Genomic DNA, 13,091 nt, shown 5'->3' with positions numbered 1-13,091 from the left:
TAAATGTCCAACCGTTTACGAGCTCTTTTCATCGATCACCTGTCGATCCCGCGCGGGAAGTATGTGCCCGCCAGTAAGATCGGTGACGCCTCGACCCGTTTTGCACGTGCAACGTTCGGCGTGCACTACGACCGTGATCTTCTGCTGGATGCGCCGCATGCGAAAGTGCGCGAAGGCGCGCCGGATATGGAATTGCGCTGGCGCGGCGACGACGTTCGCAAGGGGTGGGAACCCAATACGTCGATTGTCTTGGGTGATCTGTATGACGCTGATGGCTCTCCGTTATCTTTATGCCCGCGCGGTGCCTTGAAGCGCGCGGTGGCTGATTGGGAAAAGCACGGCTTGAAACCGATGCTAGGGATCGAGCTGGAGGCTTACGCTTTGCAAGGCGGCGAAGATGGCCGGTTGCGCCCCTACGATGCACCCGGTGGCGGTGTGTACGGTACGGGGCCTTTTGCGGACCCTATGCGGATCAACGACGTGATCTGGAATAAGGCGCTGGAAATGGGGTTCAGACTGGATCTGATCACGGCCGAATATGATAGCCCGCAGTTCGAATACACTCTGACATTCGATGACGCGCTGACCGCCGTGGATGACATCGTCCTTTTCCGCCAGATGGCGCGCGAGATTGCCCTGGACCACGGGATTGTCCTGACATTTCTGCCTAAGCCGCTGTCAGAGCTTGGTGGATCCGGCATGCACATCAATTTCTCGTTTCAGGACGCCGAGGGCAAGAATGCACTGGCGACCGGAGAGGTCGGCGGCCCGGACCATGTGAACGACCTGTCGCGCGGTTGCCTTGCGGGCCTTGTTCACCATCACGAGGGGTTGGCCGGCCTGATCGCGCCTACCGCCGGATCGTATCGCCGCCTGCAGCCTGCATCTCTTTCCGGATATTGGAAAAACTGGGGCGGCGACCATCGCGGTGTCACGACGCGCGTGTCCGGAGAGGGTGGCGCAAAAGCCCGTCTTGAGCATCGTATGGCGGACGCCAGCGCAAACCCTTACACCGCAGCCGCCGCGGTTTTGCAGGCGGCCCGGCTTGGGTATGAGGCCAAGATGAACTTACCGCCCATCGAGACCGGAGATGGGTTTGACAAAGTGGACGCCCGAACCGGTACTGCACCGAACTTGCGCAAGGCGATTCAAGACCTTCAGGCCGACACGGCGTTGGTCGATGCCGTCGGGCGCGAGTTGGTTGAAAATCATGCCTTCATGAAAGAGCGGGAATTCCGTAAGACGCGCGAACTGGAGCCTGACGCTCTGCTCGACTTTTACGTGTGGTTTATCTGATATGCGACTTGCGACCCTTGTCACCAACACCGACTTTAGCGCATTTGCAAAAGCGCGCCCGTTGGATGACGAAAAATTCGCCACTTTGATTGCTGAAGTCCGCCCCGATTGGGACGTCGAGGCTTACTGGGTTTGCACGGGGGAATTCCCCGACGATCTTGCAGAATTCGACGGGGTGATGATCACCGGAAGCCCCGCGTCGGTCGCCGAGAATGCACCATGGATGCAGCAGCTTGAGGGGCTTATCAAAGACCTTATCGACCATGAAATCCCGGTTTTTGGCGCATGTTTTGGCCACCAGATCATCGCAAAATCCTTGGGCGCGCCGATCGTTCGAAATCCGGAAGGCTGGGCGCATGGCCGGATCGAAACCAATCGTGTAGCATCTATGCCTTGGTCGAACGCTCAGAATGGGTGGCACCTGTACGGCTCGCATATCGAACAAGTGGGTGCATTGCCTGAAGGTGCTCAGCGGCTGTTTGAAAGCCCGGGTTGCCCAATCGCGGGTTATGCCATCGGGAACCATGTTTTCACCGTCCAGCATCATCCCGAAATGACCCAAGAGTTCATCGCCGATCTTGTCGAAGAATATGCCGACTATGTTGGCGAAGAGGTCACCGGCGCGGCGCGTGCATCGATTGAACAAGGCCCCGCAGATCGCGTGGCGTTTGCCAATGAAATTGCAGCGTTTTTCGAGTTCGGGGGGCGATAGGATGGGAACGATCACAAAGGCACTCGATCTTCTGTCGCTATTTGCTCGGGACCGGGCAGAAATCGGGTTGGGCGAGTTTGTACGCCTTACTGGACGTGACAAGGCGACGGTGCATCGCCATCTGACCGAGCTTGCAGAGAATGGGTTCCTTGAACAACACCCGGACACACGCGCGTATCGGCTTGGACCGGCGCTTCTACGGTTGTCTGCTCTGCGTGAGACGCTTTTCCCAGTGCGGAAGCTGTTGCAGCCGATCGTGTTCGAGTTGTCCGAAACCGTTGGCGAACTGGCCCATGCCAGCCTGCTGCAGGGCGACGCGTTGTCCCCGGTGGTCCACTTCGATCCCAGTCTTCACGGCATCCAGGTGAATTTCGACATCGCCGAGATGTTGCCGCTGCATGCAACCTCGTCCGGTCTTGCGGCCTTGGCCTTTTGTCCCGACGACTGGCAGACACGCATCATGAGCAGGCCCCTGTCAAAGTACACGGACCAGACAATTTCTGACCCCGCTGCTCTCAAGAGTAAAATCGACAGTGTGCGCCGGTTCGGCGTTGCCACGGTAACCGGTGGATTTGACGAGGGCGTAACATCGGTTGGCGTACCCTTGTTCGGAGAGGGCGGGCGTGTTCTTGGGTCATTGGCAGTTGCCGTGCCAAGTGTGCGCGCCAAGCCGGAAAAACTGCGCGATATTGCACTTATGCTTTTGAAAGAGGCCAAACGCGCCTCAACCGCTCTGGGCGGCACGTTCCCCAGCGATTTTGATGACTTGCCGCTGAAATGGGGCGATGAAACCACGACACAACAGGTGATCTCATGAAGGACAGCAATTTCCTCAAAGAAAACAATGCACGCCACCTGTGGCATCCGATGGCTCATCCTGCCGACAGCCTTGCGAACCCGCCCGAGATTATTGTGGGCGGTGAAGGCGTCACGATCACGGACGTGGATGGCCGCACAGTCGTGGACGGGGTAGGTGGCCTGTGGAACGTAAATCTGGGCTACTCTTGCCAGCCGGTAAAGGATGCAATTTCGGAACAGCTGGACCGGTTGCCCTATTACTCAATTTTCCGCGGAACGACCAACGACCTGGTGATTGAACTCAGCTGGATGCTACGTGCGTTTTTTGAGCCGGATGGGCTGTCGCGCGCGTTTTTTACGTCTGGTGGGTCGGACGGTGTGGAAATCGCTCTGCGCCTTGCGCGGCAGTATCACAAAATCCGCGGTGAAGCTGGCCGGGTGAAATTTCTGAGCCTCAAGAAAGGCTACCACGGAACGCATACCTTGGGCGCATCGGTAAACGGAAACTCGAACTTCCGCACACAATACGAGCCCCTGATGCCTGGCTGCCATCACATTCCGTCGCCTTACACCTATCGCAACCCGTTTGGGGAAACCGACCCGGAAAAGCTGGCGCAGCTATGCCTTGCGGCGCTTGAGGATGAGATCAAGTTCCAGGATCCCTCGACCATTGCAGCAATGATCATGGAGCCTGTCCTGGGCGCGGGTGGGGTGATCCCCCCGCACGAGAGCTTCATGCCCGGAGTTCGTGAGATTTGTTCCAAGCACGGAATTCTGCTGATCGCGGATGAGGTGATTACAGCCTATGGCCGGACCGGGGCGTGGAGCGGGTCGCGTCGTTTTGGGGTAAAGCCGGATATGGCCGTGACGGCCAAGGCGATCACAAACGGATACTTCCCGTTTGGCGCAGTTATGATCAGCGATGCCGTCTCGGAGGTTTTCGAAAATGACTCCTCTGGCAAGGCCGCGATTGGATCGGGCTACACCTATTCCGGACATCCGGTTGGCGCGGCCGCCGCGATTGCGTGTTTGAAGGAAACGGAACGCTTGAACGTCAAGGACAATGCCGCCGCGCGCGGTGAGCAACTGCATGCTGGCCTTAGGAGACTGGGTGAGAAATACGATCTGGTCGGTGACGTACGCGGCGGATACGGTTTGATGTGTGCGTTAGAGCTTGTTTCCGACCGGGGCACCAAAGCACCGATCGACAAAGCGACCATCAGCAAGGTGCAGAAAACGGCTTATGATGCCGGTGCCATGGTGCGCGTGTCGGGTAACAACATCATTCTCTCTCCGCCTCTGGTTCTGAGCGAAGATGACGTGAACACACTTCTTACGTCGCTGGACAAAGGCCTTGGGTCGGTGTGATCCGTCAAGTGTCCTGGTTTTGGTCGTCGAGACCTAGCGCAAGTTTTTGCAGCAACGCGACAAGGGTGTCGTGGTCGTCGTCCCCGAGGATATCGCGGTAATACGCCGCGATGTCCGATGCCTCGGCCAAATGGGTGTCGATGATTGCCTGGCCCGAGGCCGTTATCGCGATGTGCTGACGGCGGCGGTCATTTGGGTCGGCCTCGCGGGAGACGAGCCCGGCGCTCTCCATCGACTGAATAATCCGGCTGAGGCTGGGCGACATCAGCGCCGCGCGATTGGCCAGCATGCCGGCGTCTGTCTTCCCATTCTCACTCAGGACACGCAAAACACGCCATTGCTGCTCTGTTATTCCAGCTTTTTGCAGCATCTTGCGGATCGGTGCCATGACGGCCTCACGCGCGCGGATGAGCGACACCGGAAGCGATTGCGTCGTTGTGGGTAGCGTTTTGGCTTTTCGGTTTTGCGGTGCGTCTGGCAAAGGTCCAACCTCAAGATACATCACATGTTAAATAAATTGATTGACTCGATGCCGCAACATCCGATAGCAATATTATTAGTTAACATCGCAAGTAAAGATGGGTAGAGCCATGCCGCACATCCACATCGAGTATTCGGGAAACCTTGAGCACGTGGTGGACATGGCTGGGCTGTGCGATGCCCTCAGGCAATCTGCAGCCGGGCTGGACGCACTGCCCTTGCCGGGGTTGCGTGTGCGCGCGACACGCGTTGATCACTATTCGATTGCGGATGGCGATGCCAAACACGGGTTTGTCGATGTTTCGGTACGCCTGCGCGAGGGCCGGAGTGACGCGGTCAAGCAGGAAGTCATCGAGCATCTGTTTGAAACTGCGCGCACTTTTCTGGCACCCGCAATGAAAACGCACTCGATCGCATTGTCGTCCGAACTGCGTGAGATCGATGCAAAGCTTTCCCCGAAATGCGGCACAATCCGCGACCATCTGGAGGAACCGAAATGAGTACTTTGGAGCAGAACATTGAAAAGCTGCACGGGCTGCTGGCGCGTTTTCAGAAGGACGGCATAAAGAATCGTATTGCAGGTGAGGACCGGGAAGGGGCCGCAGGCAGGTTCTTGAACACGTCTCCTGTCGACAAGAGCGTGATCTGCGAGGTGGCCCAAGGTAACTCGGACGATATCGACGCCGCAGCCAATGCTGCAGCTGATGCCTTTGCAGATTGGCGTGACATGCCGGCAACCGAACGGCGCAAGATCTTGATCCGCGTGGCCGAGGCAATCGAGGCGCGGGCCGAAGAAATCGCCCTGTGCGAGTGTTGGGATACTGGCCAGGCGTTGAAGTTTATGTCCAAGGCAGCGCTGCGCGGGGCCGAGAACTTTCGGTATTTCGCGGATCAGGTCGTGCAAGCGCGGGACGGCCAGCATTTGAAATCGCCGACGCTGATGAACATCACAACACGCGTGCCGATTGGTCCAGTTGGCGTAATCACCCCCTGGAACACGCCGTTCATGCTATCCACGTGGAAAATCGCGCCCGCGCTGGCGGCTGGGTGCACGGTTGTTCACAAGCCAGCCGAAGCCAGCCCCCTCACAGCCCGGTTGCTGGTGGAAATCGCCGAAGAGGCTGGGCTGCCCAAAGGTGTTTTGAACACGGTAAACGGGTTCGGCGAAGAGGCCGGTAAGGCGTTGTGCGAGCATCCAAAAATCCGTGCGATTGCCTTTGTCGGCGAAAGCCGCACCGGCAGCCTGATCACCAAGCAGGGGGCAGATACGCTCAAGCGTAACCATCTTGAACTTGGCGGCAAGAACCCGGTTATTGTGTTCGATGATGCCGATTTGGACCGTGCCCTGGATGCCGTGATTTTCATGATCTACTCGATCAACGGCGAGCGCTGCACATCCTCTTCACGCCTTCTGGTTCAGGACACGATCAAGGAAGCCTTCGAGGCCAAGCTGGTCGAGCGGGTGAACAAGATCAAGGTTGGCCATCCTTTGGACCCGACGACCGAGATCGGACCATTGGTGACCGAGGAGCACTTTAACAAGGTCACCAGCTACTTCGACATCGCGAAAGAAGATGGTGCAACCATAGCCGCAGGTGGAACGACGGTTGGAGACGAGGGCTACTTCGTTCGTCCAACGCTGTTTACCAATGCCAACAACCAGATGCGCATCGCGCGCGAAGAGATTTTTGGCCCGGTTTTGACTGCAATTCCGTTCTCGACAGAAGAAGAGGCGCTGCAAACAGCAAACGACACGCCCTACGGGCTGACCGGATATGTGTGGACGAACGACCTGACGCGCGCCCTGCGCTTTACGGATCGGCTGGAGGCGGGAATGATCTGGGTAAACTCGGAAAACGTCCGCCACCTGCCAACACCTTTCGGCGGCGTCAAAGCGTCCGGCATCGGGCGGGACGGCGGTGATTGGTCGTTCGAGTTCTATATGGAGCAAAAGCACATTGGTTTCGCCACCGGTCAGCACAAGATCACTCAGTTGGGCAAATGATGTGGGGTACCGGTGCCGCAATCGGGCCGGGTATCCTATACTCAGCCCGTGAAGTCCGGGCTATCCCCATCGCAATAAGGAGGAACTGTCATGGGAAAGATCGTACAGGCCGCGAAAATCACGCATGTGCCTAGCATCTGGATGTCCCATACGATGCCAAAGTACAAAGGCATCCGGCAACCTGCCATCGATGGGTATGCACGCCTGCGTCAGGATGCGATTGATCGCAAGGTCGATACGTTTGTCATCTTCGACACCCATTGGATCACCAATCAGGGTTTTCACTTGAACACGAAAGCGCACCACAAGGGGCGTTTCATCAGTCATGAGCTGCCGCACATGCTGGCGGACATGCAATTCGACTACCAAGGCGATCACGAACTGGGCGAAACCATTCTCGACGTGCTGCGCGAGCGCGGGGAACGGGCCTTGGGCCATTCGCATCCCGACATGGGCATGGAGTACGGCACGCTGCTGCCGATGCATTTCATCAATGACGGGGTCAACGCGCGGGTGCTGCCTGTTGCTGTCAATCAGTTCTCATCGATTCAGGAGAACCGTGTTTGGGGCGAGGCAATCGCCGAAGGTATCCGGCGCTCGGATCGAAATGTCTCGATCCTGGCATCTGGCTCGCTGAGCCATGATTTCACGCCAAACGAACGCTCGGTCGACGGCCTGAACGCTGTAAACGGTGAGTTCAATCGCCAGATGGACCTGAGAGTCATCGAACTATGGCAGCAGGGGCGGTTTGAAGAATTCCTGGAGCTACTTCCCGACTATGCCAAAAAATGCACAGGAGAGTGCGCGATGAACGACACCGCGCTTTTGTTCGGCGCGCTTGGTTGGGGGAGCTACAAGGGCGAGATCGATATCTACACACCCTACTTTGGCAGCTCGGGAACGGGTCAGGCAAACATCAGCTTTTCGGTCTGAAGCCGGCGCAACTCAATACAAACTCAATGAGACACAACCCGCGACGATCAATCCTGATCGACGATTGCGGTAAAGGAAAGCGAAGGTATGGACTGGGACGAATTTGCAGAGTGGGGGCAGCAGATATCCAAGTGGGCCGCCGACTACCATCAAACGCTGTCAGAACGCCCGGTTCGGGCACAGACTGCACCGGGGGACATTTCCAGTCAGCTTGAACCATCGCCGCCGGAAACGGGACAGCCGATGGAAGCCATCATGGCCGACTTTGAGCGGATCGTGATGCCCGGGATGACGCATTGGCAGCATCCCCGCTTTTTCGCGTATTTCCCAGCCAATGCCGCACCGCCATCTATGTTGGCGGAGATGCTGGTCACCACAATCGCCGCGCAATGCATGTTGTGGCAGACCTCTCCTGCCGCAACCGAAGTTGAAGGCGTCATGGTCGATTGGCTGCGCCAGGCTCTTGGTTTGCCAGAGGGCATGACAGGGGTCATTCAGGACAGCGCGTCTTCGGCCACGTTGTCGGCGGTCCTGACTATGCGGGAGCGCGCAACCGGCTTTACCGGCAATCGACAGGGGCTGAATGCTAAGGGGGCCTTGCGCATCTACTGCTCGGACCAGGTGCATTCGTCGATTGATCGCGCTTGCTGGGTCGCCGGTATTGGACAGGACAATCTGGTAAAGCTGCCCACGCAAGGGCAGACATTTGCCATTGACCCCGACATGCTGGAGGACGCAATCCAGCGCGATATCGCGGACGGGCACGTCCCCGCGGGGATCATCGCGATCACCGGCGGCACAGGTGTCGGTGCCTGTGATGATCTGGAGGACGTAGCGGATATCGCTGCCAAGTACGACCTCTATACGCATCTGGACGCTGCCTGGGCCGGGTCCGCCATGATTTGCCCCGAATTCCGCGAGGCTCTGTGGGCTGGGGCCGAGCGCTATGACAGCATCGTGTTCAACCCGCATAAATGGCTGGGGGCACAGTTTGACTGCGCGATCCAGTTTTTGAAAGACGCGACACCGCAGCTCAACACCCTGAAAATCGAGCCTGAATACCTGAAGACCACAGGCGCAGAAGTCACAAATTATTCCGAGTGGACGATCCCGCTGGGCCGCCGCTTCCGTGCGTTGAAAATCTGGTTCTTGTTGCGGTCCTATGGGCTGGACGGGCTGCGCGCGCGTATCCGAAATCACGTGACCTGGGCCAATGAAGTCGCTCAGAAAATAGAGGCGATGGAGGGGTTCGAGATCACGACCGCCCCGATCCTCAGCCTGTTTTCCTTCCGCTGCCCCGGCGATGATGAAATGCAGCAACGGTTGGTGGACGCGCTGAACGACGACGGCAGGATTTACCTGACGCAGGGCCTGTTCGACGGTCGCAAAATCATCCGCTTTCAGGTCGGGCAATTCGATACAACGCGGGACGACGTGCTGATGGCCGCAGATGTCATTCAAGAGGTTTGGGAGACACTTGCATGAAGTTCGCAACCTTTACCGCCGATGGAGCCACCTATTTCGGGGCAATCACCGATAGCGGTGCAATCGCGCTGAATGAGGCCTTTCCCGAATATGCCAGTCTCTACGCGGTGATCTCCGCCGGAGCCTTTGATCAACTGATCAGCGCGGCAGAGGGGAAGCCTGTCACACATACCGATTTTACCTATGAGATGGTAATGCCGGACGCGCGCCGTATCCTTTGTGTCGGTGTGAATTTCCCGGACCGGAATGCGGAATACAAAGACGGCAGCGCGCAACCGAAATACATGTCTCTGTTCCCACGCTTTGCCAGCGGATTTACAGGGCATGACCGCCCGGTGATCCGGCCTCCGGAAAACCACACGCTGGACTATGAGGGTGAAGTGGCCATTGTGATCGGCAAGCCCGGTCGCAGGATTTCGCAACAGGACGCATACGACCATATCGCGGCTCTGACCCTGTGCAATGAAGGTACGATCCGAGATTGGGTTCGGCATGCAAAGTTCAACGTAACCCAAGGTAAAAACTGGGATAATTCCGGTGCGATAGGCCCGTGGCTGGTGCCGTTCACCGACGCGGCCCAGTTGGATGCGGCCCGCATTCAGACCCATGTGAATGGTGAGCTGCGACAGGACGATACCCTGAACCGCATGATGTTCCCGATCCGGCGTGAGATCGAGTACATCTCGACCTTCATGACCTTGCAACCGGGGGATATCATCGTCACCGGAACACCCACCGGGGCAGGAGCGCGATTTGATCCGCCGAAATACCTCGCCCCCGGAGACGTTGTTGAGGTCTCGGTCGACGGCATTGGGACGCTGCGAAACACGGTCGAGGATGAGCAGCCATGACGCCCGAAGATCACGCCCGCGCCGCGGCCGATCTGCTGCAAGCGGAACGCACGGGACAGCAGATCGGTCTGCTGAGCCTGCGCCACCCCGAGATTGGGATGGATGATGCGTACGCGGTGCAAAATGCGATCTACCGGCAAAAACTGGCGGAAGGCCGCAAGGTCATAGGTTGGAAAATCGGCCTGACCTCGAAGGCGATGCAATACGCGCTTAACATTGACATTCCCGATAGTGGCATACTGTTCGATGACATGGCTTTTGCCAATAGCGGTACGGTCCCTGCCGGTCGCTTCATTCAGCCACGGATCGAGGCCGAGATTGCCTTTGTTATGAAATCCTCTGTCGGCGGGCAAAACGTCACGCGCGAAGACATTGTCGCCGCCACGGACTATGTCGCGCCCTCAATCGAAATTCTGGACACCCGCATTCAGCGTGTAGACTCCGAAAGTGGTAATGCGCGCACCGTCTACGATACAATCAGCGACAATGCTGCCAATGCAGGCATTGTGCTGGGCGCGGAACGCCACGCGGTCGACGCCTTTGATCTGCGCTGGGTCGGCGCGCTGACCTTCCGCAATGGTGAGATCGAAGAGACCGGTCTGGGGGCGGGTGTATTGAACGACCCGATCGAAAGCGTTGTCTGGCTTGCGCGCCGAATGGCGCAATATGGTCAGAGCATCGAACCGGGACAGATCATCTTGTCCGGCAGTTTTATCCGCCCCGTCGAATGCCCGCCGGGCACGGAAATCCACGCAGATTTTGGGCCGTTCGGCTCGGTCGATATCAATTTTGCCTGAAAGGAGCGCTGTACATGCCTGCGCCAAAGAACTTATTTAAAGCAGCGCTTATGGCGGGGCATCCACAGATCGGTTGCTGGATCGGAATGGCCAACGCCTACACAGCCGAGATCGCCGCGACGGCGGATTTTGACTGGCTGTTGGTCGATGGTGAACACGCGCCAAACGATCTGCGTTCGATCCTTGAACAGGTGCGGGTGATCGAGGGATCGGGCAGCGCTGCAGTCGCCCGCTTGCCAATTGGCGAGACCTGGATGATCAAACAGTACCTTGATGCCGGGGTTCAAAGCATTCTCGTTCCAATGGTGGAAAGCGGTGATCAGGCGCGGGAATTGGTGCGGGCTGTTCGGTATCCACCTCACGGGGTCCGGGGTGTGGGCTCCTCCTTGGCGCGTGCATCTCGGTTTGCCGCCATTCCTGATTATCTAAAAACGGCAGACGAGCAGGTTTGTCTTTTGGTTCAGGTGGAAAACCGCCTTGGTCTGGCGGCTCTGGATGACATTCTGACCACGGATGTGGATGGCGTTTTCGTCGGACCGGCGGACTTGGCGGCGGACATGGGGCATATCGGGAATGCCGGCCACCCCGAAGTCGTCGAAGCGGTGTTGGACGCGCTGCAACGTATCGTTGCGGCTGGCAAGGCAGCGGGCATCCTGACGCTGGATCCAGCGATGCAGCGCAAGTGTCTGGAGTTGGGGGTCACTTTCCTCGCGACCGATATTGATGTCACGCTGTTCGCGAAGGCGATGCGGCAAGCTGCCCAAACAGGGTTGAGCTTGCTAGCGGAACAGGTCGAATCCGGCGCTGCCGAGACCTCGGGGTGACTTAACAAAGCGGCAAGAAGTAATCGAAACCCACCTGTCCCGTCTTGCTTTTAGGGAAGACTTTGAGATCGAGTGGACCCATTAGCCAGCCCAGTGCGCGATGCGACGCGAGGAGATAATGCCAGAACCAATCTACGCCATCGGCGATATTCACGGCCAGTTGGAGATGCTGCAAGATGCGCTGACGCGGATTGAACGCGACGGTGGCCCAGACGCCAAGGTGGTGTTTATTGGCGACTACACTGATCGAGGTGGCCATAGCCGAGACGTTCTTGACCTTCTGATCCATGGGCAGGCCGAGGGCAAAAACTGGACCTTTCTCCGCGGGAACCACGACCAGATGTACGCGATGTTCCTAGAGGACTATCCGCGCAACGATGCCCGTCTGCTTGTCGGCTATCACTGGCTTCATCCCCGGATTGGCGGCGTTGAGACGTTGAAGTCCTACGGGGTAGGGGTCGAGGACGGGGACCGGATCTATCAGGTTCACGCGCAAGCCAAACAGGTCGTGCCACAGGCACATCTGGACTTTATGAGCAACCTACAACCATTCCACCTGACCGAGGACGTGCTGTTCGTTCACGCTGGTATTCGACCGGGCATACCATTGGACCAACAAGACCGCGACGACCTGATCTGGATACGCAATGAGTTTTTGGATCACGCAGGGGAATACCCTTGGTTGATCGTACACGGGCACAGCCACGTGCCCGCGCCGGAACATCGTGGCAATCGCGTCAATATTGATACCGGAGCGGGGTACGAGCACGCGCTGACCGCAGTGGTGCTGGAAGGAACTCAGTGTTGGACGCTGGAGGCACAAGGTCGCAAACTGCTCGCGCCCTGATTTGTTTCGATAGTTTTGTTTGGAGGCTTGATCCAGCGATGAATCGAGGGGCCATTATTTCTGGGCATGATCGACGCCAGTTCATTCTGATAGTGCCGATCAAATTGGATCAAAGCTTTGCGTAGGGCGCGCGAAAAAAACAAATCGTTGCAGATGAAACCATGCTGAATTATCTTTGGCAGAGTATGCAGCTAGATTCATTTTTCCCATACCGATTGGCTGTGGCGTCCGAAGCTTTCTCGAGAAATCTGACGGACGTCTATGAGCGTGAATTGGGTCTGTCGCGAGAGGAATGGCGATTGTTGTTCCTGCTGGCAAATGCCAAGAGCATGACGTCACTGGACCTCGCCCATCGATCAACACTGGACAAAGTACAAGTCAGCCGGGCTGCAAAGCGCCTTGATGAAAAGGGGCTTATCGTTCGTGAGATTTCAGACGAAGACCGTAGGATTCGTGTCTATCGCTGCACGCCAGAAGGGGTGCGCCAATTTCAGCATTTGGAGCCAAAGGTTCAGGAACGCGCCAACCGCATGCTCGATGCGATGTCTCCCGAAGATCGTGAAGCGTTGGAGAAAGGTATTTCAGCGCTGATGAAAGTGGCGAAAACTAACTGACCGGTCGGGGCGCGCCGACCTAAGTTGCTGCTGTTTTTGCAGATCGTGCGCCCCGCGCAGAGTACCGCTGCAATCGCCAAA

The 13,091-nt window shown here is 57.5% G+C and carries 14 protein-coding genes; 13 read left to right on the top strand and 1 reads right to left on the bottom strand.

Translation table 11 applies throughout. The annotated features are described in order from the left end of the window. Positions 1 to 3 precede the first annotated feature (3 nt). Genes ACR0MV_RS09695 through ACR0MV_RS09680 form a run of 4 tightly spaced genes read left to right on the top strand, consistent with a single transcriptional unit; the run spans position 4 to position 4,174 of the window. The gene (locus ACR0MV_RS09695; protein ID WP_480701979.1) at positions 4 to 1,296 is read left to right on the top strand and encodes a type I glutamate--ammonia ligase; all 1,293 of its coding nucleotides are present in this window, start codon (positions 4 to 6) and stop codon (positions 1,294 to 1,296) included. Position 1,297: 1 nt separating this feature from the next. Continuing rightward, positions 1,298 to 2,008, top strand: a complete 711-nt coding sequence (locus ACR0MV_RS09690) for a type 1 glutamine amidotransferase (RefSeq protein WP_480701978.1) — start codon at positions 1,298 to 1,300, stop codon at positions 2,006 to 2,008. A gap of 1 nt (position 2,009) precedes the next feature. Beyond that, complete coding sequence (locus tag ACR0MV_RS09685; RefSeq protein ID WP_480701977.1) at positions 2,010 to 2,825, top strand: IclR family transcriptional regulator; 816 nt, start codon at positions 2,010 to 2,012, stop codon at positions 2,823 to 2,825. Further along, the gene (locus ACR0MV_RS09680; RefSeq protein WP_480701976.1) at positions 2,822 to 4,174 is read left to right on the top strand and encodes an aminotransferase class III-fold pyridoxal phosphate-dependent enzyme; all 1,353 of its coding nucleotides are present in this window, start codon (positions 2,822 to 2,824) and stop codon (positions 4,172 to 4,174) included. The genes ACR0MV_RS09685 and ACR0MV_RS09680 overlap by 4 nt, the downstream gene beginning before the upstream one ends. A gap of 4 nt (positions 4,175 to 4,178) precedes the next feature. Here the strand turns inward: ACR0MV_RS09680 and hpaR are convergent, their stop codons facing one another. Next, positions 4,179 to 4,655 carry a homoprotocatechuate degradation operon regulator HpaR gene (gene hpaR, locus ACR0MV_RS09675; protein ID WP_480701975.1) on the bottom strand — a complete coding sequence of 159 codons (477 nt, stop codon included), beginning with the start codon at positions 4,653 to 4,655 and terminating at the stop codon, positions 4,179 to 4,181. 109 nt (positions 4,656 to 4,764) lie between these two features. Between hpaR and ACR0MV_RS09670 the strand changes: the two genes are divergently transcribed. From ACR0MV_RS09670 to ACR0MV_RS09630, 9 genes are all read left to right on the top strand, one after another. Beyond that, on the top strand, positions 4,765 to 5,154 hold the full coding sequence (locus ACR0MV_RS09670) for a 5-carboxymethyl-2-hydroxymuconate isomerase (RefSeq protein WP_170422379.1): 390 nt from the start codon (positions 4,765 to 4,767) through the stop codon (positions 5,152 to 5,154). Continuing rightward, complete coding sequence (gene hpaE / locus ACR0MV_RS09665; protein ID WP_170422377.1) at positions 5,151 to 6,659, top strand: 5-carboxymethyl-2-hydroxymuconate semialdehyde dehydrogenase; 1,509 nt, start codon at positions 5,151 to 5,153, stop codon at positions 6,657 to 6,659. The genes ACR0MV_RS09670 and hpaE overlap by 4 nt, the downstream gene beginning before the upstream one ends. 90 nt (positions 6,660 to 6,749) lie before the next feature. Further along, positions 6,750 to 7,592, top strand: coding sequence for a 3,4-dihydroxyphenylacetate 2,3-dioxygenase (gene hpaD, locus ACR0MV_RS09660; protein WP_170422374.1), 843 nt, complete (start codon positions 6,750 to 6,752; stop codon positions 7,590 to 7,592). Positions 7,593 to 7,679: 87 nt separating this feature from the next. Further along, on the top strand, positions 7,680 to 9,077 hold the full coding sequence (locus ACR0MV_RS09655; RefSeq protein ID WP_480701974.1) for a pyridoxal phosphate-dependent decarboxylase family protein: 1,398 nt from the start codon (positions 7,680 to 7,682) through the stop codon (positions 9,075 to 9,077). Continuing rightward, a complete protein-coding gene (locus ACR0MV_RS09650; RefSeq protein WP_480701973.1) occupies positions 9,074 to 9,928 on the top strand; it encodes a fumarylacetoacetate hydrolase family protein in 855 nt (284 codons plus the stop codon). Before ACR0MV_RS09655 ends, ACR0MV_RS09650 begins: the two co-directional genes overlap by 4 nt. Next, the gene (hpaH, locus tag ACR0MV_RS09645; protein ID WP_480701972.1) at positions 9,925 to 10,725 is read left to right on the top strand and encodes a 2-oxo-hept-4-ene-1,7-dioate hydratase; all 801 of its coding nucleotides are present in this window, start codon (positions 9,925 to 9,927) and stop codon (positions 10,723 to 10,725) included. The genes ACR0MV_RS09650 and hpaH overlap by 4 nt, the downstream gene beginning before the upstream one ends. Before the next feature lie 14 nt (positions 10,726 to 10,739). After that, on the top strand, positions 10,740 to 11,549 hold the full coding sequence (locus ACR0MV_RS09640) for an aldolase/citrate lyase family protein (protein ID WP_480701971.1): 810 nt from the start codon (positions 10,740 to 10,742) through the stop codon (positions 11,547 to 11,549). 118 nt (positions 11,550 to 11,667) lie between these two features. Further along, entirely contained in the window at positions 11,668 to 12,396 is a 729-nt protein-coding gene (locus ACR0MV_RS09635; protein WP_480701970.1) for a metallophosphoesterase family protein, read from the top strand. Between the two features lie 161 nt (positions 12,397 to 12,557). Next, entirely contained in the window at positions 12,558 to 13,010 is a 453-nt protein-coding gene (locus ACR0MV_RS09630) for a MarR family winged helix-turn-helix transcriptional regulator (protein ID WP_170464428.1), read from the top strand. The last annotated feature ends 81 nt before the right edge of the window (positions 13,011 to 13,091 follow it).

The organism is Ruegeria sp. BC3 (assembly GCF_056539265.1).
The sequence above is the reverse complement of the archived record's forward strand: the minus strand, read 5'-3'. Positions and strand labels throughout refer to the sequence as shown.